This window comes from Labrys neptuniae, from assembly GCF_040797145.1.
GTDB classification, from domain to species: domain Bacteria; phylum Pseudomonadota; class Alphaproteobacteria; order Rhizobiales; family Labraceae; genus Labrys; species Labrys neptuniae.
Window position 1 is genome coordinate 508,408 of record NZ_JBFNQD010000003.1, and the last position, 21,174, is coordinate 529,581.

Annotated in this window: 15 protein-coding genes; 3 read left to right on the forward strand and 12 right to left on the reverse strand. The window is 65.3% G+C overall.

The annotated features are described in order from the left end of the window. Positions 1-66: 66 nt before the first annotated feature. From ABXS05_RS13075 to ABXS05_RS13115, 9 genes are all read right to left on the reverse strand, one after another. Complete coding sequence (locus ABXS05_RS13075; protein ID WP_149254129.1) at positions 67-1,179, reverse strand: ABC transporter ATP-binding protein; 1,113 nt, start codon at positions 1,177-1,179, stop codon at positions 67-69. A gap of 4 nt (positions 1,180-1,183) precedes the next feature. Beyond that, positions 1,184-2,119, reverse strand: coding sequence for a carbohydrate ABC transporter permease (locus ABXS05_RS13080; protein WP_311933707.1), 936 nt, complete (start codon positions 2,117-2,119; stop codon positions 1,184-1,186). Beyond that, the gene (locus ABXS05_RS13085) at positions 2,119-3,048 is read right to left on the reverse strand and encodes a carbohydrate ABC transporter permease (RefSeq protein WP_311933708.1); all 930 of its coding nucleotides are present in this window, start codon (positions 3,046-3,048) and stop codon (positions 2,119-2,121) included. The genes ABXS05_RS13080 and ABXS05_RS13085 overlap by 1 nt, the downstream gene beginning before the upstream one ends. 104 nt (positions 3,049-3,152) lie before the next feature. Then, entirely contained in the window at positions 3,153-4,418 is a 1,266-nt protein-coding gene (locus ABXS05_RS13090; protein WP_311933710.1) for an ABC transporter substrate-binding protein, read from the reverse strand. A gap of 55 nt (positions 4,419-4,473) precedes the next feature. Next, entirely contained in the window at positions 4,474-6,003 is a 1,530-nt protein-coding gene (locus ABXS05_RS13095) for an aldehyde dehydrogenase family protein (RefSeq protein ID WP_437178657.1), read from the reverse strand. After that, entirely contained in the window at positions 6,000-6,773 is a 774-nt protein-coding gene (locus ABXS05_RS13100) for an enoyl-CoA hydratase/isomerase family protein (protein WP_367624194.1), read from the reverse strand. Before ABXS05_RS13100 ends, ABXS05_RS13095 begins: the two co-directional genes overlap by 4 nt. A gap of 202 nt (positions 6,774-6,975) precedes the next feature. Continuing rightward, the gene (locus ABXS05_RS13105; RefSeq protein WP_367624195.1) at positions 6,976-8,568 is read right to left on the reverse strand and encodes an acyl CoA:acetate/3-ketoacid CoA transferase; all 1,593 of its coding nucleotides are present in this window, start codon (positions 8,566-8,568) and stop codon (positions 6,976-6,978) included. Between the two features lie 4 nt (positions 8,569-8,572). Beyond that, a complete protein-coding gene (locus ABXS05_RS13110; protein ID WP_367624196.1) occupies positions 8,573-9,616 on the reverse strand; it encodes a Gfo/Idh/MocA family protein in 1,044 nt (347 codons plus the stop codon). Then, the gene (locus ABXS05_RS13115) at positions 9,616-10,674 is read right to left on the reverse strand and encodes a LacI family DNA-binding transcriptional regulator (protein ID WP_311933718.1); all 1,059 of its coding nucleotides are present in this window, start codon (positions 10,672-10,674) and stop codon (positions 9,616-9,618) included. The genes ABXS05_RS13110 and ABXS05_RS13115 overlap by 1 nt, the downstream gene beginning before the upstream one ends. 334 nt (positions 10,675-11,008) lie before the next feature. On the opposite strand from ABXS05_RS13115, the gene ABXS05_RS13120 reads away from it, so the two are divergent. From ABXS05_RS13120 to mbfA, 3 genes are all read left to right on the forward strand, one after another. Beyond that, complete coding sequence (locus ABXS05_RS13120) at positions 11,009-12,172, forward strand: dihydrodipicolinate synthase family protein (RefSeq protein ID WP_367624197.1); 1,164 nt, start codon at positions 11,009-11,011, stop codon at positions 12,170-12,172. Positions 12,173-12,253: 81 nt separating this feature from the next. Next, positions 12,254-12,829, forward strand: a complete 576-nt coding sequence (locus tag ABXS05_RS13125) for a Yip1 family protein (RefSeq protein WP_367624198.1) — start codon at positions 12,254-12,256, stop codon at positions 12,827-12,829. A 75-nt stretch (positions 12,830-12,904) separates the two neighbouring features. Next, positions 12,905-13,858: an iron exporter MbfA gene (gene mbfA / locus ABXS05_RS13130; protein ID WP_367624199.1), complete on the forward strand. Its 954-nt coding sequence runs from the start codon at positions 12,905-12,907 to the stop codon at positions 13,856-13,858. 232 nt (positions 13,859-14,090) lie between these two features. Here mbfA and ABXS05_RS13135 read toward each other — a convergent pair whose 3' ends face one another. The 3 genes from ABXS05_RS13135 to ABXS05_RS13145 form a co-directional block, all read right to left on the reverse strand. Next, positions 14,091-15,941, reverse strand: coding sequence for a reverse transcriptase family protein (locus tag ABXS05_RS13135; protein ID WP_367624200.1), 1,851 nt, complete (start codon positions 15,939-15,941; stop codon positions 14,091-14,093). A gap of 409 nt (positions 15,942-16,350) precedes the next feature. After that, entirely contained in the window at positions 16,351-18,021 is a 1,671-nt protein-coding gene (locus ABXS05_RS13140; RefSeq protein ID WP_367624201.1) for an SWIM zinc finger family protein, read from the reverse strand. Then, positions 18,018-21,167, reverse strand: coding sequence for a hypothetical protein (locus ABXS05_RS13145; RefSeq protein WP_367624202.1), 3,150 nt, complete (start codon positions 21,165-21,167; stop codon positions 18,018-18,020). The genes ABXS05_RS13140 and ABXS05_RS13145 overlap by 4 nt, the downstream gene beginning before the upstream one ends. Positions 21,168-21,174 lie beyond the last annotated feature (7 nt).

The following is a 21,174-nucleotide window of genomic DNA, read 5'->3' on the forward strand; positions in this document are numbered from 1 at the left end:
TGGCCTGCCATCTCGCTCAACCCTTCAGCTCCCTCACATCCGCATGGAAGTGGTCCAACAAGAGGCCTACAGCCTCTTCCCGCTCGCCGGATCGAACACCACCGCCTTGTCGAGGTTGAAGGCGAAAGGCAGTTCCTGGCCCGGTGCCACCACGGCATCGGAGCGCATGCGTGCCGTGACCTCCTTGCCGCCGAGATGAGTGACGACGAAGGTGTCGGCGCCGGCCGGCTCCACCACGTCGACCACCGCGCTGACCGTCTCGATCGCCTTGGAATTGCGGTCGGCGCCGTCATGGTCGGTGATCGCCTCGGGCCGGATACCGAAGATCAGCTCGCGGCCATCCTCCAGCGGCACGTCGGCGATATCCTCGGGCACCGGCAGGCTGACGCCGCCGCCGCTCTTGTTGAGGATCTTCAAGACCGTCCTGCCATTCTCGCGCGCCGCCTTGGCCTGGATCAGGTTCATGGCGGGCGAGCCCATGAAATCGGCGACGAAGAGGTTGTTGGGCTTGTTGTAGATCTCGGCCGGCGTGCCGACCTGCTGCAGTTCGCCATCCTTGAGCACGGCGATCTTGGTGGCGAGCGTCATCGCCTCGATCTGGTCATGCGTGACATAGACGATGGTCTTGCCGGTGGTGGCATGCAGGCGCTTGATCTCGACACGCATGTCGACGCGCAGCTTGGCATCGAGGTTGGAGAGCGGCTCGTCGAACAGGAAGAGTTTGGGGTCGCGCACCAGGGCGCGGCCCATGGCGACGCGCTGGCGCTGGCCGCCCGACAGCTGCGAGGGCCTGCGGTCGAGCAGATGGCCGATCTGCAAGGTCTTGGCGACCTGCGCCACCGCCGTGTCGCGTTCGGGCTTGGCGACGCCACGCATCTCCATGCCGAAGGCGATGTTCTGCCCCACCGTCATGTTGGGATAGAGCGCATAGCTCTGGAACACCATGGCGATGTCGCGCTTGGAAGGATGCAGGTCGTTGATCTTGTTGCTGTCGACCCGGATCTCGCCCTCGGTGATGTTCTCCAGCCCCGCAATGGTGTTGAGCAGGGTCGACTTGCCGCAGCCGGACGGGCCGACCAGCACGAGGAAGCCGCCCTTGTCGAGGTCGAGATTGATCCCCTTGAGGATTTCGACGGCGCCGTAGCGCTTCTTGAGATTGTTGATTTCGAGAAATGCCATGGGGTCAGCCTTTCACAGCGCCCGCCATCAGGCCACGCACGAAATAGCGGCCGGCGACGATATAGACGAAGAGAGTGGGAAGGGCGGCGATCATCGCTGCCGCCATGTTGACGTTGTACTCGACCGCGCCGGTGGTGGTGTTGACCACGTTGTTGAGCGCCGCCGTCATCGGCATCACGTCGCCAGTGCCGGCGAAGGCGGAGGCGAACAGGAAGTCGTTCCAGATGTTGGTGAACTGATAGATCACCGTGACCACGAAGATCGGGATCGAATTGGGCAAGAGGATGCGCCGGAAGATCTGGAAGAAGGAGGCACCATCGACCATCGCCGCCCGCACGAGTTCGTTGGGGAACGCCTCGTAATAGTTGCGGAAGAACAGCGTGGTGAAGCCGAGGCCATAGACCACATGCACGAAAACGAGGTTGAAGGTCGAGGACCCGAAGCCGAGCGATGTGCCTATGGCCGACTGCAGGAAGGAGCCGATGCCGCCGAACTTGCCGAGCACCGTCGCCATCGGCAGCAGCACCGACTGGAACGGGATGAAGCAGGCGAACAGCATCATGGCGAAGACGATCTTATGGCCGGGGAAACGCCACTTCGTCAGCACATAGCCGTTGAGCGCGCCGAGGATGGTGGAGATCGCCACCGCCGGCACCACCATCTTGAGCGAGTTCCAGAAATAGCCCTTGATCCCTGCACAAGTGAGGCCGACGCAGGTCTCGTTCCAGGCCTTCAGCCAGGGCTGCACCGTCGGCGAGCTGGGCAAGGCGAGCATGTTGCCGCCCTGGATCTCGTCCATGGTCTTGAACGAGGTGGTCAGCATCACGAAGAGGGGCACGAGATAGACGAAGGCGAAGATCAGCAGCAGGCCGTAGATCACGACGCGGCTGACCCAATTGGAGCCGACCGGCCCCGCAACGTCCCGGGTGGCGGCGCTCATCACTTCTTCTCCCGCAATTCGGAATAGAGATAGGGCACGATGATGGCGCTGATCGTCATCAGCATGATCACGGCGCTGGCCGAGCCGATCGCCATCTGATTGCGCTTGAAGGTGTATTCATACATGAAGTTGGACGGCAGCCAGGCCGAGCCGCCGGGCCCACCCGATGTCAGGGCGACCACGAGGTCGTAGGACTTGATCGCCATATGGGCGAGCACGATGAAGGCGGACAAGAAGACCGGCCGCAGGATCGGGATGACGATGCGCCAATAGACCTGGAAGGTCGAGGCGCCGTCGATCTGGGCGGCCTTGAGCATCTCGCCGTCGACGCCGCGCAGCCCCGCCAGGAACATCGCCATCACGAAGCCGGAGGCCTGCCAGACGCCGGCGATCACCACCGTGTAGATCACCCGGTCCTTGTTCTTGATCCAGTCGAAATGGAAGCTGGTCCAGCCCAGATTGTGCAGGGTCGCCTCGAGGCCGAGGCCGGGGTCGAGAAACCATTTCCAGGCCACGCCGGTGACGATGAAGGACAGCGCCATCGGGTAGAGATAGATCGGCCGCAGGATGCCCTCGCCTCGGATGCGCTGGTCGAGCAGGATGGCGATGAACAGGCCCAGCACCAGGCAGATGCCGACATAGAGCACGCCGAAGATCGCCATGTTGGTGATCGAGTAGTACCAGCTCGATGGCGGGTCGCTCTCGAAAGTCCAGCCCCACAGGCGCTGATAGGCAAGGCCTCCCGTCAGCTCATAGTTCGGGAAGGTCTTGGAATTGGTGAAGGACAGATAGACCGTCCACAGGATGAAGCCGTAGACGAACACCAGGATCGCGGCGAAACTCGGCGCCAGCACGATCTTGGGCAAGGCATCCTGAAGTTTCTCGCGCAAGCCCGGGCGAGGCGGCGCGCTTGTCGTAGCCAATGTCATGAAGGTTCCCCGCTTATTGTTCTTGTGCCCCCAAGAGCCTATCGACCGGGCGCAAAAACGGCGCCCGGTCGGTTCGCTTCTAGTGGAAACGCTCGCTTCAGCGCTTACTTGGCTTCGTCGATGGCCTTGACCAGCTGGGTGACGGCCTCGTCCGAGGTCTTGATCTGGCCGTTGAAGAACTTGTCCACCACGTCCTTGTAGGCGGTGGCGACGGCCGGCGTGGCGCCATAGCCCTGGGCGAGCGAGCCGAACAGCGTACCGCCGTCATTGGCCTTCTTCAGATCGGCGATGCCCTTCTTGCCGCAAGCGTCGAAGTCGGTGTCCGGCACGTCGGTGCGCGCGGGAACCGAACCCTTGACCACGTTGAAGGACGACTGGAACGACTTGGACAGCGTTGCCTTAGCGAGCGCGAGCTGGGCTTCCTTGCGATCGTCGGGAACCGCGAACATGCCGAACATGTCGGAGTTGTAGACGACGCTGCCATCCGTGCCCGGGAAGCGCATGCAGATATAGTCGGTGCCCGGGGTCTTGCTGGCGGCCTTGAATTCGCCCTTGGCCCAGTCACCCATCACCTGCACCAGGGCATCGCCCTTGATCACCATGGCGGTGGTCAGGTTCCAGTCACGGCCCGAGAAGTTGGGATCGACATAGGCCTTGAGCTTGGCCAGATTGTCGAAGGCCTTCTTCATGGTGTCCGACTTCAGAGAGGCTTCGTCGAGGTCGTTCATCGCCTTCTTGTAGAATTCGGGGCCGCCCGTCGAGAGCACGACCGAGTCGAACATGGTGGCTTCCTGCCAATCCTGGCCGCCGAGGGCGAGCGGCGTCACGCCGGCAGCCTTGGCCTTATCGAGCAGGGCGATGAAGTCGTCGAAGGTCTTCGGCTCGGTGCCGCCGATCTTGTCCATCACCGCCTTGTTGATCCACAGCCAGTTGACCGAGTGGACGTTGACCGGGACGGCGACCCACTTGCCGTCATAGACGGCGAATTTCTGCAGCGGTGCCGGCACGGCCTTGTCCCAGCCTTCCGACTTGGCAAGCTCGGTCAGGTCGCCCATCTTGCCGGCGGCAGCATAGTCGAGCACGGTATAACCCAGCATCTGGGACGCCGTCGGATTGTTGCCGGCCGCGACCATGGCCTTCAGCGCGGTCATGGCGGCATCGCCACCGCCGCCCGCGACCGGGACGTCCTTCCAGGCATAGCCTTCCTTGGCCAGATCCTGCTTGAGGACGTTGAGCGCGGCTGCCTCGCCGCCCGACGTCCACCAGTGCAGCATCTGCACTTCCTTGGTCTGTGCCTGCGCTGCCCCCACGAAGCCGAGGCTAGCGGCGGCGAGCGCCACGCCCGCGATCAATTTGGTACGAACGGTCATCTAATCCTCCCATGACCTTATGATGCCGGATACGTTCCGGCGACGTCTCAATCGCCTACCGCGGCAGCCACCAGGCCGTACGCGGTCCGCAATGAAGATGCATCGTCTTTTCCTCGGTGTAATCCGCCGCGGCATTGCGGCCGAGTTCCCGTCCGATCCCCGATTGCCGGAAGCCGCCGAAGGGCAGTTCGGCGGCGCCGTCCATGAAGGTGTTGGTCCAAACCGTGCCCGCCTTGAGGCGCCTGGAGATGCCGACGGCCTTGTCGAAATCCCGGCTCCAGACACTGGCCGACAGACCGTAATCCACGCCATTGGCGATGGAAACGGCTTCGTCCGCGCTGGCGAAACGCATCACCGTCGCCACCGGCCCGAACACTTCGTCGCGGGCGATCGCCATCGAGGCGCGCGCGCCGGCCACCACCGTCGCCGCCATGAACTGGCCGGCCTCGCTTTCCAGGCGGTTTCCTCCCAGCGCGACCTCGGCTCCTTCCGCCCGGGCGTTGGCGACATGCCCCTCGACCTGAGCCAGATGCTGCGGCGAAATCAGCGCACCGACCAGAGTGGCCGGATCCAGCGGGTCGCCGACCACGACCTGGCGGGAGCGCTTGACGAATTCGGCCTCGAATTCGGCTGCGATGTCCTGATGGACCAGCAGGCGACTGCCGGCATTGCAGCATTCGCCGGCGTTGAAATAGGAACCGAACACGGCGGCATCGAGCGCGGCGTCGAGATCGGCGTCCGGGAAGATCAGTTGCGGGTTCTTGCCGCCGAGCTCCATCGACAGCTTCTTCAAAGTGCCCGAGGCTGCCGCCATCGCCGCCTTGCCGACCCGGGTCGAACCGGTGAAGGAAACCATGTCGACGCGTGCATCCGTGGTCATCGGCCCGCCGATCTCGGGGCCGTAGCCGGAGAGGATGTTGACCACGCCTTCCGGCAGGCCGGCCTCCGCCAGCAAATGGCCGAGCAGCAGGGTCGAGCCCGAGGTCATCTCGCTCGGCTTGACCACGGCGGTGCAGCCGGCGGCAAGCGCGAAAGGCAGCTTCTGGCTGACGATCAGGAAGGGGAAGTTCCAGGGCGTGATGATGGAGACCACCCCGATCGGCTCGCGCATCACCAAGCCGAGCTTGTTGGCACCGATGGTGTTGTAGCTCTCGCCATGCAGGTCGCGGGCGAGGCCCGCCGCATAGCGCCAGATGTCGACGGCGCCGGCCATCTCGCCGCGGGCCTGGCTGATCGGCTTGCCAGCTTCGAGGCTGTCGAGCGTGGCGAAGATCTCGAGCCTTTCCTCGATCAGGTCAGCGACCTTGTGGAGGAAGCGCGAGCGCTCCGCCCCGGTCAATGAGGGCCATGGCCCGTCATCGAAAGCTTTGCGCGCCGCAGCGAGGGCGCGATCGAGATCGGCCGCACCCGCCTGCGGATAGAGGCCCACCCGCTCGCCATGACCGGGGCTGAGGCGTTCGATGGTCCGCCCCTCCGCGGCAGGCCCGAAGGTTCCGGCGATGAAAAGCTGGTGCTCACGGGGGATGCCGGCGAGCGCGGCGGCGAAACGGGCCTTGTCGAGGCGGACGGCGATCGTCACGGTCATTGTCCCTTGAACTGGGGCGCGCGCTTCTCGACGAAGCTGGCGACGCCCTCCTTGAGATCGTCGGTGTAGGAAACCAGCGATCCCGCCAGGATTTCGATGGCGGCGGCAGCATCCTCGCCCTCCGCCGCATTGATCATCTGCTTGGCCACGGCATTGGCGATGGGCCCGCGCCCGGCGATCTTGCGCGCAAGCTCGTGTGCTTGCGCGAGCCCCTGCCCCTTGGGCGCGATCTCATCGATCAGGCCGAGCTGCAGCGCCCGCTCGGCCGTGACGATCTCGCCGGTCAGGGCAAGGCGGCGCACGGCGGCCGCGCCGAAGCGGGTGACGAGGCGCTGCGTGCCGGACCAGCCCGGCACCATGCCGATACCGGTCTCGGGCAGGCCGAACTTGGCCTGCTCTTCGGCGACACGGATGTCGGCCGTCGCTGCCAATTCGAGGCCTCCACCCAGCGCATGCCCATTGATGGCTGCGATCAGGGGCGCACGCAGCCGCGTCAGGCGGTCGAAGACGCGATGGCCATCGCGCACCCAGCGCTGGCCCATATCGAGGGCCGAGAGCTTGCCCCAGGCCGCAATGTCGCCGCCCGCGCAAAAGCCCTTGCCCTCGCCGGTGAGGATGGCGGCACGGACGGAACCGTGGGCGTCGATCCGCTCGGCCGCGATGGCCAGCCCCGATATCATCGCCTCGTCGAGGGCATTGAGTTTTTCGGGACGCGCCAGCGTGATGATGGCGATACCGTCTTCGATGTCGAGACGGACGGGATCAGACATGGCGGTCCCTCGATAGCATTGCTCCAACACCCCTCATCCCCCTGCCGGGACCTTCTCCCGCAAGGGGAGAAGGGAATTGATTTGGTAGGCGAAGTGCAGACCAGTAACCGGCTCGAATACGACAACCTCGCCCAGTCAAACCCCTTCTCCCCTTGCGGGAGAAGGTCCCGGCAGGGGGATGAGGGGTGAAGGCACCGACCCATCACGCCTGTCCTCCCCTCAAATCCAGCCCGATCGCTTCCGGCTGGAACAGAGCCGCATCCATCACCCTGAGATCGTCGGCGACACCAAGCGGGAACTCGGCCTGGGCCAGGATGTCGCGCTGGAGGTCGGCGCCGGGCGCAATTTCCGTGACCACGATGCCCTTGTCAGTCAGCTTGAGCACGCAGCGCTCGGTGACATAGGTGATGTCCTGGCCCTGGGCGACGGCGCGGCGACCGGAGAAGGAGACATGCTCCACCGCCTCGACCAGTTTCCTGACCTTGCCTTCCCTGGCGATGACCAGCGCGCCGTTTTCGACGGCAAGGCCGGCGGCGGCGGTGAAGAAGCCGGAGAAGATGATGCGCCTCGCCCGGGCCGTGATGTCGACGAAGCCACCCGCCCCCGCCGTCACATGCGGGCGCACACCGAGCTTGGAGACGTTGACGCTGCCCTCGCGGTCGATCTGCAGGAAAGAGAGCAGCGAGGCATCGAAGCCGGCGCCCTGGAAATAGGTGAACTGATAGGGCGAAGGCATGATCGCCTCGGCGTTGGAGGCACAGCCGAACTGGAAGTCAAGCAACGGCACGCCGCCGACGGCGCCCTGTTCGATCACCCAGGTCACTTCGCCATGCCGGCCCTCCTCGATCAGGATGCGTGGCACATTGGCCGAAATGCCGAAGCCGATATTGACGGCATCGCCGTAACGCAATTCCTGCGCCACCCGGCGGGCGATCACCTTGGAAACGCCGAATTCGGGGATCTCGAAGCTCGACAGCGGGCGGAAGATCTCGCCCGAGATCGCCGGCTCATAGGACGTCTGCGTCGTCTGCATCTGGTCCGGCGCGACCACGATGGCATCCACGAGCACGCCCGGCACCAGCACGTTCTGCGGCTTGAGCGTGCCGCTCTCGGCGAGGCGCTTCACCTGGGCGATGACGATGCCGCCATTGTTGCGCACGGCGAGTGCCTGGTCGAGCGGGCCGAGATAGCCGCCCTCATGCTCATAGGAAAGATTGCCGCGCTCGTCGGCCGTGGTGGCGCGGATGATGGCGACATCCGGCACGATCGTCTTGAAATAGAGCCAGTCCTGCCCGTCGAACTCGACCTTGCGCACGATCGGCGCCTCCGCCGCCCGCTGGTTCATGGCACAGCCCTCGCGAGCCGGATCGACGAAGGTGTCCATGCCGATCTTGGTGAGCACGCCGGGGCGCTTGGCCGCCGCCTCGCGATGCATGTCGAACAGGATGCCGGAGGGGATGTTATAGGCGGGGATCTCATTGCCGGTGATCATCTTCCAGATCGCCGGCGGCTCGGCCGAAGAAGGACCGGACGGATAGGAGCCGCCGAGGATACGGGCGAGCAGGCCCGGCTTGGCGATGTGGTCGATGCCCTTGATGCCCCACATGTCGCCGGCCGCGATGGGGTGCAGGGTGGTGAGGTTGCGCGGGTGCCCGGCGGCATCGAAGCGGCGGCCGATGGCGGCGAGCATCGCATCCGGACAACCGAGGCCGGAGGAGGAAGAGACGGTCACCACGGCATTGTCGGGGATGAGCGCGGCAGCCTGGTCGGCGGAAAGGACTTTCGGGAAGGCCATCGGATCAGAGCCCCGGCTCGACGGCGACTTCGCGGCCCGTTTTGGCCGATTTCAGCACGGCCAAAGCCAGGGCCATCGAACGGATGCCGTCCTCCCCCGTGGCCGACGGGGTTCCCTTGCCGCGCACGGCGTTCTGGAAATTGGCGACGCTGCGGACATAGAGATTTTCCGGCTCGAAGGGCAGCTTGTGCTCGCCGGACGCATTACGCAGCACCACTTCGCCGACGGGCTTTTGCGTCATGCAATCGGTGCCGATCAGGGAGCCTTCGCTGCCGTGCACTTCGAAGCCTGTCTTGGCATAGGCGGTGGTGAAGGCGTCGTGGAACTGTGCCAGCAACCCGCTCTCGAAGCGCACCACGCCCATGACGCCGTCCTCGATGCCGGCGCCGCCCATGCCGCCGTGCTGGGTGAAGGCCGTTGCCGCCACCGGCTCCTCGCCGAGCACGAAACGCAGCGTGTCGGCATCATGCACGGTGATATCCATCACCACGCCCGAGCCGGCCTTGGCATCCTTGATGCGCCAGCCCTGCAGATGCGGCGGCAGGTAGACGGCGTGGAAGACCCGGGCGAACAGCGGCTTGCCGATCTTGCCGGAGGCGACGGCATCGCGCATGGCACGGAAGGCGGCGGCATTGCGCAGATGGTGGTTGGTAGCCATGACGACGCCGGCTTCCTTGCAGGCGGCGACCATCCGGTGCGCATCGGACAGCTTGAGGGCCAACGGCTTTTCGCACAGCACGTGAATGCCGGCCTTGGCAGCTGCCAGGGTCTGCGCCTTATGCTTTTCGTTGGTGGTGGCGATGTAGACCGCATCGATATCCTTAGCGAGCAGGGTCGCAAGGCTGCGGGTCGAATGGGGAATGCCGTTCGCCTTGGCGTAGGCCTTACCGCGCTCCGCGTCGGAAGACATCACGCTGACGACCTCGCCACCCGTCTCGCGAATGGCCCCGATCATCCATTCCCTGGCGATGGTCGTGGCGCCGACGATCCCCCAGCGCAAGCCTCGTTTTGAAGCTGCCACGCTCTTACCCGACGCTGGCTGGGCCATTATGCCGTCTCCTTCAAGATAGTACGTCCATGAGCGCCGCAGGATTCACGCACCACCAGACGGGTCGTGCCGATGAAGGACATCGCTTCCGGATCGGCGCCGTCGATCAGGCCAAGCAGGCTGCGGGCCGCGCGCGTGCCCATGATCCTGGTATCGGCATTGACGGTGGTGAGGGGCGGGGCGTTGTGCTCGGCCTCGACGATGTCGTCGAAGCCGATCACCGCGAAATCGACGCCGACGCGGATGCCGCGCAGGCCGAGGGCGCGGGTCGCCCCCATCGCCACGATGTCGTTGTAGCAGAAGGCTGCCGTCGGCCTGTGGGGGCTCGCCAAGGCCGCCGCGATGGCTTCGGCACCGCCGGCCCGTGTCGGCATGGCCTCGCAGATCAGTTCGTCGGTGAGCGGCAGCCCAGCTGCGATCAGCGCGTCCCGATAGCCGGAAATGCGCTCCTTCTGGGTGGTCATGCTGCCGAAGCCGCCGAGAAAGGCAATGGAGCGGTGGCCGAGCTTGATGAGATGGCTGACGGCCTCGCGGGCGCCGGCACGGTTGTCGGGGCCAATATAGGGCAGGCTGCTGCCCTCGACCCGGCGCATGGTCAGCACCATCGGCAGGGAACGCGGCAGCGTCTCGGCCAGCGACCAGACATCCGTGCCGCGGGCCGGGCTCATGATGATGCCGGCGACGCCGTGCTCGCGCAGGGATTGCAGCACCCGGGTCTGCCGCTCGACATCCTCGTTGGTGTTGGCCAGGATGGGCACGAAGCCCATATTGTGCAGCCCATCCTCGATGCCGACGGCGAGTTCGGTGAAGAAGGGGTTCATGAGATCCGAGATCACCATGCCCACGAAGCTGGAGCGGGCGGTGCGCAGGCTCGCGGCCGAGCGGTTGTAGACATAACCGAGCTGGTCGATGGCCCGCATGACGCTCTCGCGCGTGGCCGATTTGACGAGGGGGGAATCCTTGAGCACCAGCGAAACGGTCGACTTCGACACGCCGGCCGCCCTGGCAATATCGATGATCGTCGTCGCCCGGCCTGCGCCGCGCTTGCCTCCGCTCATCCTCACGCTCCCTCCGCCGACCTCTTGAATGGATCGGTGCTCCTATTTTTTTGGAACGTTCCTATGAATATGTCAATACCGCTTTCGAGTACCCATGAACTCATTGAAATAAAAGAATAAATATTCCCCCACATGAAATATCCTTGACTTTGGAACGTTCTAATCGACATGCTTATCCCCAGGGCGCGACGCCTTGGCCTATTTTCACCGGCATCCTGTGACGATCTTGTCGGGGCGCTGCTTTGCAGCCGATTCCCCCGCAAACGCCGGGCATCGGACGAAAAATGGCACGGGCGTCAAAGAAGCCGGATGGGAGAGGAACGAGGAGAGGCCGATGAGCGCACTGATATTGCCTACTGTCGACGGCAGCCTGGAGGCCTATCACTACGGGCCGTCCTCCCCCTACCCGCTCGTCCATACCGGCAATTTTCCGCGTACCCTCTATGCGGCCGCCCATGTCGTGGCCGATCCCCGCCGCCTCGAGGACCCCTGGCGTCGGCCGGCGGTCGACTGGGAGGCGACCTTGCGTTTCCGCCATCATCTATGGGGGCTGGGTTTCAAGATCGCCGAAGCCATGGACACCTCCCAGCGTGGCCAGGGCCTGGACTGGCCTGCCGCCGCCGAACTGATCGAACGCTCGTTGGCCGAGGCCCGCAGCCGGCCGGGCGCGGACCTCGCCTGCGGCGCCGGCACCGACCAGCTCGCCCTCGAAACCGCCACCACGCTCGACGACGTCATCCGGGCCTATGAGGAACAGATCGCCCATGTCGAGAAGCATGGCGGGCGCATCATCCTGATGGCGAGCCGCGCTCTCTGCCGCCTTGCCAAGGGACCCGACGACTATCTCACCGTCTATGGCCGGTTGATCGAGCAGACCCGCGACAAGGTGATCCTGCATTGGCTCGGCGAGGCCTTCGACCCGACGCTCGCGGGCTATTGGGGCTCGCAGGCGTTCGAGCCGGCCATGCAGACGGTGCTGGAACTGATCCGCAGCCATGCCGGCAAGATCGACGGCATCAAGATCTCCCTGCTCGACGCACAGAAGGAAGTCACCCTGCGCCGGCTGCTGCCGGAGGGCGTGGCGATGTATACCGGCGACGATTTCAACTATGGCGAACTGATCCAGGGCGATTTGCAGGGCTTCTCGCACGGGCTGCTCGGCATCTTCGACCCGATCGCGCCGGCCGCCGCCGCGGCGATGGACCGGCTCGCGGCCGGCAACGAAGAAGGCTATCGCGTCATCCTCGATCCGACCGTGACCCTGGCCCGCCGCCTGTTCGAGGCGCCGACCCAGTTCTACAAATCCGGCGTGGTGTTCCTGGCCTGGCTCAATGGCTTCCAGTCGCATTTCCGCATGGTCGGAGGCGCCGAGTCCGCCCGCGGCATCGTCCATTACGCCGACCTCTTCCGCCTGGCGGACAAGGCCCAGCTTCTGGTCGACCCCGAAAAGGCCGCCCACCGCATGAAGCTGCTCTGTGCCCTGAACGGTATTGGATAACTCCCCAAGCGCCCGTGACGGACCATGACGGCGCTGCGCCCCGTGCTATGCAAAGGGCGATCGATCGGAGTTGTCATCACCATGGTCATGGACATCCTGGCACGGGCGCGGAACCTTTTGCTGTCGCCGTCAGCCGAATGGCGAATTATCGCCGCCGAGGCGACCAGCGTCGAACGCATCTATCGGGACTATGTCCTCTATCTCGCCGCGATCGGCCCGATTGCCGGCTTCATCGGCACCTCGCTGATCGGCATCGACGGCGCCCGCATCGGCTTGGTCAGCGGCCTTGTTCTGGCCTTCCTGCGCTACGTGATCACCCTCGCCATGCTCCATGTCATGGCAATCGTGATCGATCGGCTGGCTCCCCATTTCGGCGGCAGGTCCGACTTCCTCAGCGCCTTCAAGCTTGGCGCCTACGGCATGACGGCGGCCTGGCTCGCCAACGTCTTCACGATCGTTCCGGCCCTGGGATTGCTCGCCATCGTCGGCCTCTACAGCGTCTATCTCCTGTTCGCCGGCGCTCCCGTGCTGATGCGGATCCCCACCATGAAGACACCGATCTACACGATCGCCGTGGTGCTGATCGGCCTGCTTCTCAACTTTCTGGTGGGTTCGGTATTGGCGGCATTGCTCGCGCCGCCTTTCTTCCCGGGCTGAGGGATTTGGCTCGACAGGAACCGGCAGGCGGGATAGAAGGATCTAAATTTAGAATTATTCTAATCTAGGCTCACCATGAAACGCTTTTCCGATCTGAACGAGGCCGAGATCCTGGCGCTCGCCATCTCCAACGAGGAGGAGGATGCGCGCATCTATCTGCAATTCGCCAATCGCCTGCGCGCCGATTTTCCCGGTTCCGCCAAGATCTTCGAAGCGATGGCCGAAGAAGAGCGCGGCCATCGCCACCGCCTGCTGGAGACTTATACCGCCAAGTTCGGCGATACCCTGCCCTATATCACCCGACAGGACGTCAGCGGCTTCCTCAAGCGCAACCCAATCTGGCTGCTCGACAATCTGCGCATCGACGCGGTGCGCGAGCAGGCCGAGACCATGGAGCTGGAAGCCGCCAGCTTCTATGCCAAGGCGGCGGAACAGGCCCACGACGTCGAAATCCGCACCCTGCTGGCCGATCTCGCCGAAGAGGAAAAGCGCCACGAAAGCCTGGCGGAGACGCTGGAGTCCAAGCTGCCGGCCGACCAGAAGCGCAGCGAGGACGAGACTTCCCGGCGCCTTTTCGTGCTGCAGATCGTGCAGCCCGCCCTGGCCGGGCTGATCGACGGCTCAGTCTCCACCCTCGCCCCGATCTTCGCCGCCGCCTTCGCCACCATGAACTCCTGGGACGCCTTCCTGGTCGGCCTCGCCGCCTCGATCGGCGCCGGCATCAGCATGGGTTTGACCGAAGCCCTGTCGGACGATGGCGAGATCACGGGGCGTGGCCATCCCTGGGTGCGCGGTGCGGCCTGCGGCGTGATGACCACGGTGGGCGGCCTCGGCCATACCCTGCCCTATCTCATCCCCGATTTCTGGGTAGCGACCGGCGTCGCCGGCTGCGTGGTCGTCTTGGAACTCATCGCCATCGCCTGGATCCGTACCCGCTTCATGGCCACGCCCTTCACGTCGGCGATCGTGCAGGTCGTCCTCGGTGGCATCCTGGTGCTGCTCACCGGCATCCTGATCGGCAGCCAGTGAGGGGCGCGCTTAGAAACAAGTGTGCTGTCATCCCCGGCGAGGCCGTAGGCCGAGGCAAGGGGATCCAGGAGCCGATAGGGGCAATTTGTGGCCCCTGGATTCCAGTCACAAGCGCAGCTTGTGACGATACCCTCGCCCTCTCTCGCTTCACTCGCGAGCGGCTCCGCCGGGGATGACAGTGCGATCCGAGCACTTATTTTTCCGCGAGTCTCAAGCGCCCCCGCAGATACCCTCACCCCTGTTTCCACATCCAGCGCAGATAGAGATAGAGCAGGAGGCCGCTGACGAATGGGCCGATCCCCGGGATGAGCAGGGGGAAGATCAGGATCGCGGCGATCACGAGCAGGCGCTTGGGCGTAAAGCGCAGCTTCCTGCCGGCCCGTGGGCCTGAAGCCCCCTGTGCCTGTCCCGTCGCCTGGCTTGCCGGCGACGGCGAAGTTTCGGAGGTGGCGCGGCGCAAGGCACTTTGTGCCACGGCCTGCCGAGCGGCCTCCGCCTTCCGCTGCGCCTGTTCGGCCTTTTTGGCCTCTTCGCGCGCGAGAGCCGCCAGCACGGGATCGAGAGCCGGCGCCGGCCTTTCCGCCGGCAGCCAATGATTGCCCGCAGGCGCCCGCCCGGCCGCAGCGGCGGCGCGGAAAGCCGCCGCACCGCCTGGCTGCTTCGACCTCTCAGCTGGCGCGGCATGCGCCGCAGCAAGACGGCGGGCACGTTCCAGCAAACCGGCTCCCTGTTGCGGATCCACCATGGCCGCGAACTGGCCAAAGCCGAGCAAGGAGCGCACCACGTCCTTGCCCGGGCCGAAATGGCGGCCAGCCGGCCCGTGTCGTTCCACCTGCTGCAGCACCGCGCGATAGCGACGCAGGAGGGGACGGGGCACGGCGACCCGTTCATTGACCGTGAGGCCCGTGACCTCCTGATGCCCCGAGCGGCGCATGACGCGGGTCTTGTCGGGATGAATGATGAAACCCTCACCGACGACGATCCCCTGCACCGCCTTCAGCAAGGTCCCGATCTTCCTCGCCGCTTCACCGGACGCCGAGAAAGTGAGGTCGTCGGCATAACGGCTATAGGTATAGCCGAGTGTCCGGGCGAGCCCCTCCAGCCGCCGGTCGAGCCGCCGGCAGACGAGGTTGGTAATGGCGGGGCTGGTCGGCGCGCCCTGCGGCAGCAGCCTGGGCCCGTCAGCGACGAAATGGCGTTCGCCGTCCAGTTCCACCTCGTCGACCTTGGGCTCGGTGCAGAGCAAGGCGAGCGGAATCGCGGCCGCCTCGCTATAGCCCAGCGCCTCGAACAGTCCTTTCACGCGCCCATAGGTCAGGCTCGGGAAGAAATCCTTGAGGTCGAGATTGACGACCACGTCCTTGCCGACATGATTGCGCGCATTGGTCAGGATCGAGCGCCCGGGCACGAAGCCATGCGCCGCCTCATGCAGGCCGGCCTTGGCGAGGATGTTGTCGAGCACCCAGTATTGCGCCCGCTTCAAGCGTGGCATCGGCGCCGAGATCAGGCGCTCTCCACCCGTTTTCTTGGGAATGCGGAAGCGCTGATAATGGCTGACGCTCGATACGGCGCGGTTGAAGGTGAGAAAGCGCAATTCGCCGAGAGAAATGCCGATCCGGTCGGCCAGCACCTTGGCATCGGCGATTTCAGGCAGGCCGGGCAATCGAGGCTTCTCGGCTTTCGTGGCGCCCAGCCCGGCGGACACACCCTCCCCCAGATAAAGCACCTCGCGCTGGCGCCTGACGTGCCAGGCCTCGGCCCGGTCCTGGCGCGCCTGGGCATGGCGCCGCCTGGTCTCGGTCCTCCGCGCCAGGGCCTCGGCCTTGCGCCGCTTGTGCATCTCCTTGATCGCCCGCTCCGGATCGCTCCACAGGGCATTCTGGCGCTGAAGCTCGCCGAGTTCGCGCATGGCCTCGCCGCGCTCGCGGATCGCCTCGGCGGCCGGGCTCGGTGCGGCCGCACCATCCGGCCAGAAGCCGAGCCGGATCATCTCTTCGAGGATGACCTCGTCCTTGGAGGATTCACGGATGCGGTCATAGAGTTCCTGCCGGGTCAGGGTTCCCGGTGCGACACTCTGGTTCATGCCGCCCCCCGCCATTGGGGACGAAGGAAGGCATCGCAATGGGGAACCGGAAGGGGCGCAGGCCGGACTGCCTTCGTCTCGTCCAAGGACTGGATCAATCCACTCGAAGCGGGGACGCCTACCGGTGCGCTATTGGGTTCAAGGAACCCAATCTGCAATAGCGCACCGGTAGGCAGTCCCCGCCCAGTGAAGATTGGGCCAGTGATGCGTGCACGGTCATGTTGCAAGGACGGCGATACGCCACCCGGGTTGCAAGGTCCTGACCGGCCCGCGCCCTTCCGATAAGTGAGGTAAGCGCATCCGCTCACCGATTTCAAGCCAAGGTGCTGTTCCCGGCGGAACACAGGTGAGAAAGTCCCAACGTGCCGGCACACCGGCCCTGGCGACGCCTCGGTAAACAAGGGAAGCCTCATGCCGCATCTCCCTTGTCCTGCGCCACGCCCTCGACCTCGGCATGGAAGATGCGCCTGAGCGCCAGCATGTGCTCGCAAGGCCCGCGCATCATCTTGTTGTGTCCGTAGAAGTGACAGCTGCAGCGTGCCTCGACCAAGCGGTCGTCCGCATCGATCGTGAGCGCGACGCTTTCCTTGCGGGCATTGTCGAGCACCGTGCCGGCGACGATGCGCCGGCCCTGATTGCGGTCGACGCCGGCGATGGTGACGAGGTTGGCCTCGACCAGGCGGTCAGCGCTGGCCTCCTGCTCGCTGGCGAAACGCAGCTGCGACGGCGCCAGGGGCTCGCGCGTGAGCTCGCGCCGGCGATAGATGCCCTTGTCGAGGTCGAACATCACCCGCCCTGCCTGGGTATAGGCGGTGAGAGCGGCCTGCACCATGCTTTCCTCCAGGCCGAGATCCCGGGCGAGGTCCCGCGCCGGTGCGGCATGCCGGTCCCCGAGTGCGGCGAATACGCGCTGGGCCGTATCGGCATCCACCTTGTGACGGGGAGCCAGCAGGTCGAACTGGCCGGCCGAGGACCAGTCATTGGCCGTCCAGCCAGAAAGGCCGAGTGTGAAGCGGATGCCGCCGAAATCGACCACGAAGAAGGAAGGAAGCCCCGTGCCGGTGAGATGCACGCGCACGCTGCGGGCAAGCGGCAGCGCCCTTTCCAGGATGGCAAGACGGCGCCGGCCCCAGATCCGGATCTCGCCCCCTTCCCGCCCCCGATAGATCGAGCGCCGGAAGGTGAGGCGCTCGCCCCAGGGCTCGACCACGACCTCGACCGGCGCGTCGGGCTTGAGCAGGAAACGCAGCGAGCGCGGACCGACACGCTCCTTCCTGCGGGCAAGGGTGCCCAGGATATTGGCGAGATCCATCGGATGGAGGTCGAAGACATGAGCCGGCAGGGTCATGGCACTCGAGACCTGCAGGAAGCCGCGCACCCAGCTGTCGGGCAGATCAATCTTTTCTTCGCGAAAGGCGTTGTCGTCGGCGGTCTGCACTTCGAAGCCGGATGGGTCGATGCTCAGCGTGGTGTCGCGATAGGTACGGATCTTCTGGAATTCGTCATAGAGCGCATGGCTGTAGTCGATATTGGTGGTGCCGAACGCCATCTCGCCGAGCTGCTCAAACACGTCATGATCGCAGGACAGGCGCCCATAGCTCGATTCGTCCAGGCTGAAGCACTCGAAGAAGATCTCGTCCGGATGCACGGTGATGACCGGATCGAGCACGATCCAGGCATCGCGATTTTGCTTGTAGAGATAGTTGAAATAGGCCTGCCGCGCCGTGAAGAACGGTTTCATCAGGCGCTGGCTCTCGTCATCGAGCGAGCGTATGCGCTGGCGCAGCGTCTCGATGCGCGGTTTGAGTTCCTCGCGGCGGGCGGCCGCCTCGGCCAGCAACGCTGCCTCGTTCTGCTTCAACCATTCGAAATAGGCGGTACGATCGCGCGGCTTGAACCGGAGATCCGAGACCACGACATGGTGCAGCGCGGAGATCGCCTCGCGAAAGGCCAGGTGCCGCACAACCTTGCCGCTGAAGAAGGCCGGCTGGCGCAGCGTATCGGGCGCGAAGCCGAAAGTGGACGCCGCCGCATCCGTGCTCGCGCGGCTTTCGCCGAGAAAACGATAGACGAAATTCATGCCGCACTCTCCTGCGAGGCGGTACGCATCGCCTGGCGGGCCGGTGCCACCCGGACGGGCAAGGCGATTTCCGGCCACCGGCGAGCGATGTCGATGAGGATGGCTAGTGCCGGCGCCCGGTCCTTGGCAACGGAGCTGAGAGTTACATCATGCAGGAGGCGCCAGATCGCCTGCGCCCTGTCCTGGCTGCCGAGCGCCTCGCGCCGGAGCGCGGCGAACACGCGGTCCTTGGCGATCCGGCCACGATTGACCTGCATCAGGATGATGCGGGCCTGCGTCAGGAAGGTCGCGAACATTGTCGGATCCGCAAGGCTCTGTCCGGTGATCAGTTCGGTGACGAAGAGATGGAAGCTGCCGGAGGGGTGTTCGAGCACACGCGCGAGCACCATGCCGGCATCGCCCGAATCCAGGCTTCGGCGCAGCAATTGGCGCGCACTCTCCTGCACGGCCGGTGAGGTGGAGTCGGCCATCACCGCCAGCGCTGCGGCCGGCAAGGCGCCATCCGGCCAGTTCAGCAATTGCCGCGTTGCGGGTACGCGAATGTCTTCCCACTCGCTTTCGACCAGCAGCACCGCATCTTCAGGGGCGGCCAGGAAGCGGGCCTGGTCAGCCTCGAAGGCGTTCAGAGCAAAGGCCCGTACCGCCGCGAAGGGATGATTGCCGAGCCGGGCCAGCTGCTTGATGGAAAAGCGCGAAGCGTCGGTTTGCCCGAGCGCCCGAGCACCAAGCAGCCGCGCACCTTTTGCTCGCGCCTGCAACAGGCGCCAGAGCGTCGACATGTCCAAGCCGGCGAGAAAACCGGGCAGGCTCGCGGCAAAAAGCTCGACCATGTCAGCCGCATGCCCGTCGGAGGGTTCGGCACGGAACAGACCATCGATCAGCCGGTCCCTGAGGGCTTCGGCAAAGCCGGGATCATGCGCAGCAAGCCGGGTTATCAGCGGGCGGGCCGCGGCGCGCAGATCCGCATGGGCGCCGGTGGCGGCAGCCAGGATGGTCTGGCCCTGCGCTGCGAGCTCGGTGTCGTCGAGCCGCGCGAGCAGGCGCATCGAGGCGGACCGCACCGGCAGCGATTCGGCTGCGAGGACGGCCTCCCAGAAGGGACGCGGCAGCTCGCCGGGACGAATCGGCGTGACGGCAAGCAGTTCGATCGCAGCCCCCTGCACCACGCCGGCCTTGTGGCCCGTCAGTGCCTCGACGGCGGCCGGGGGCAGCGGGCAATCATGGGCGGGCCACAGAACGGGCAGCAGGGACAGGGCAAAGCGCAGGCCGGCAAGCTGGCGCTCGTCCGGTTCGGCCGGCAGGGCCCCGAGCCAGGCTGCGAAACCCTCGGTCAGGCGGACCCGCTGCTGCCGGCTCGGCGGGCGCTGTTCCAGCCAATCGCGGGTCTCCTGCTGCATGCGTGCCTGCGGGGTGAGCAGGGCCGCCAATGCCAAAGCCGGTTCGGACCAGGGCCATTCGGGACGCCCGCCGATCGCCCGGATCGCCAACATGTGGGCTTCGGTGACGTCGGCTTGCATCAGGGCCGCGATCAGGGTGGCATCAGCCTTGCCCTCGTCGATCAGGCGGCGGGCAAGCGATACCGCCAGGCCAAGCACTTCGGCATAGGGCGAGGTCAACAGATCCGGGATCGCGGCAGCATCCATCGCCACCGGTCGTGCAGGCCCCTCCCGCAGGGCCTGCACGGCAAAGAGCGCCGCGGCCTGGTAGCGTGCCCCTGCGGCTACCCGCAGCAGGCGTTGCGGCTGGGCGTCCCACAAGGCCGGAAACGCCTCCCCGCGCCCATCCGCGCCCGCTTCGTCGGCAACCGAGAAACTCAACCTGTTCGGACGGAAGCGCACACCGGGCTGGTTGCGATGAAGCAGCTGGCCAAGGCTCCAGATCCGCCGCAGCGCGGGATGGTAGAGCGTGCGCCGCTGATATCGCCCATCGACCTGCACGAAATATTGCTGCTCATAGGCCTTCTCGCCATCGGCGTCGCCGAAGGCCAGCAACAGGTCGCACGCCATCGCCGTGAAGGCATCCTGACCGAGTTCGCCGCGCTTGCGCAGGCTGCGCCAGGCCCGGCGTTTGAAGTAAAGCAGCGTCTGCTCCGACAGTGCGACGCGCGGCGTGACGCTGGCCTGCTCCTCGCTGAGCTTCACGGGCTTGCGCTGGCCCGGGAGCCAGACCTGGCCGCGATAGGCGTAGCGATACATCGGCGTGGCCAACTCGAACTGGCGGGCCGTTGCCGCAAAGAGCGGACCATCATCGGTGAGATCGGCATATTTGAACAAGCGCCGCAGCACCTGCACGAAGGGAGGCCGGGCGGAAACGACGGCGAGCCCCGCCAGCAGGGCCTTGCGGGCCGTGCCGTCGACCAGCGCGCGATGGGCAAGGGCAATCAGGAACTGGTTGGCGAAGCCAGGCTGCTGCGTCGCAGCGGCAAGCAGCACCTCGACCAGGGCAGGACCGTTGGCAGCAGCGATCGCCGCCTCGATGGCCGCCGCCTGCGCCGCATTGTCGGCCCTGGGCAGTACGAGGCGTGGCGGCTGACGGGCCGGGCCGAGGAGATCGCTGGCAAGGGCATAGGCGGCATAGTCTCGCGTCACCGCGCTGACATTGGTCTCGGCGATGCCGGCCAGGAGCCCGGCCGCATCGGCGCCGCCGCAACGCGCCAAGGCATGCACCAGGCTGTAGCTCGCCTGGCTCGGGCCGAGCTTTTCGGCAATGGCGGCGAGCTGCGGCCAAGCGGCCTTCAGGCGGATGACGCCGAGGCGCCAGAACAGGCGATCACGTTCCTTGGCGGGCCAGGGCGAGCGGAGGCAGGAGGCAAGCTGGTTGAGCAACTCGCCATCGCGCCCGCCAACGGGAACCTCGCCCGCCGTTTGGGAGGCCGTAATGGCCGGAACGTCCTCGCCCATGCGGCGATAGCCGTCATTCACCTTTGAAATGACGACACTGTCATAAAGCTTTTCTGCCGACGCCAATACGACCGGAGAAGGTGTCTTCGTACCATCCCGCAGCGTCTTTCCACGCCTGCCATATCGAAAATTGACGAGATAGCGCTCTTCAACTTGTGCGTGTTCGAGATCGACAAGATCCACCTCGTAGATCTTGTCTGATGTCCCCTCCTTCATCCATAGGCGGACAGAACGGACGAGTTTCATTACCACC

Coding starts and splice junctions, on each gene's coding strand:
- ABXS05_RS13075 (WP_149254129.1), bottom strand. CDS start 1,179: ATGGCATTTCTCGAAATCAACAATCTCAAGAAGCGCTACGGCGCCGTC.
- ABXS05_RS13080 (WP_311933707.1), bottom strand. CDS start 2,119: ATGAGCGCCGCCACCCGGGACGTTGCGGGGCCGGTCGGCTCCAATTGG.
- ABXS05_RS13085 (WP_311933708.1), bottom strand. CDS start 3,048: ATGACATTGGCTACGACAAGCGCGCCGCCTCGCCCGGGCTTGCGCGAG.
- ABXS05_RS13090 (WP_311933710.1), bottom strand. CDS start 4,418: ATGACCGTTCGTACCAAATTGATCGCGGGCGTGGCGCTCGCCGCCGCT.
- ABXS05_RS13095 (WP_437178657.1), bottom strand. CDS start 6,003: ATGACCGTGACGATCGCCGTCCGCCTCGACAAGGCCCGTTTCGCCGCC.
- ABXS05_RS13100 (WP_367624194.1), bottom strand. CDS start 6,773: ATGTCTGATCCCGTCCGTCTCGACATCGAAGACGGTATCGCCATCATC.
- ABXS05_RS13105 (WP_367624195.1), bottom strand. CDS start 8,568: ATGGCCTTCCCGAAAGTCCTTTCCGCCGACCAGGCTGCCGCGCTCATC.
- ABXS05_RS13110 (WP_367624196.1), bottom strand. CDS start 9,616: ATGGCCCAGCCAGCGTCGGGTAAGAGCGTGGCAGCTTCAAAACGAGGC.
- ABXS05_RS13115 (WP_311933718.1), bottom strand. CDS start 10,674: ATGAGCGGAGGCAAGCGCGGCGCAGGCCGGGCGACGACGATCATCGAT.
- ABXS05_RS13120 (WP_367624197.1), top strand. CDS start 11,009: ATGAGCGCACTGATATTGCCTACTGTCGACGGCAGCCTGGAGGCCTAT.
- ABXS05_RS13125 (WP_367624198.1), top strand. CDS start 12,254: ATGGTCATGGACATCCTGGCACGGGCGCGGAACCTTTTGCTGTCGCCG.
- mbfA (WP_367624199.1), top strand. CDS start 12,905: ATGAAACGCTTTTCCGATCTGAACGAGGCCGAGATCCTGGCGCTCGCC.
- ABXS05_RS13135 (WP_367624200.1), bottom strand. CDS start 15,941: ATGAACCAGAGTGTCGCACCGGGAACCCTGACCCGGCAGGAACTCTAT.
- ABXS05_RS13140 (WP_367624201.1), bottom strand. CDS start 18,021: ATGAATTTCGTCTATCGTTTTCTCGGCGAAAGCCGCGCGAGCACGGAT.
- ABXS05_RS13145 (WP_367624202.1), bottom strand. CDS start 21,167: ATGAAACTCGTCCGTTCTGTCCGCCTATGGATGAAGGAGGGGACATCA.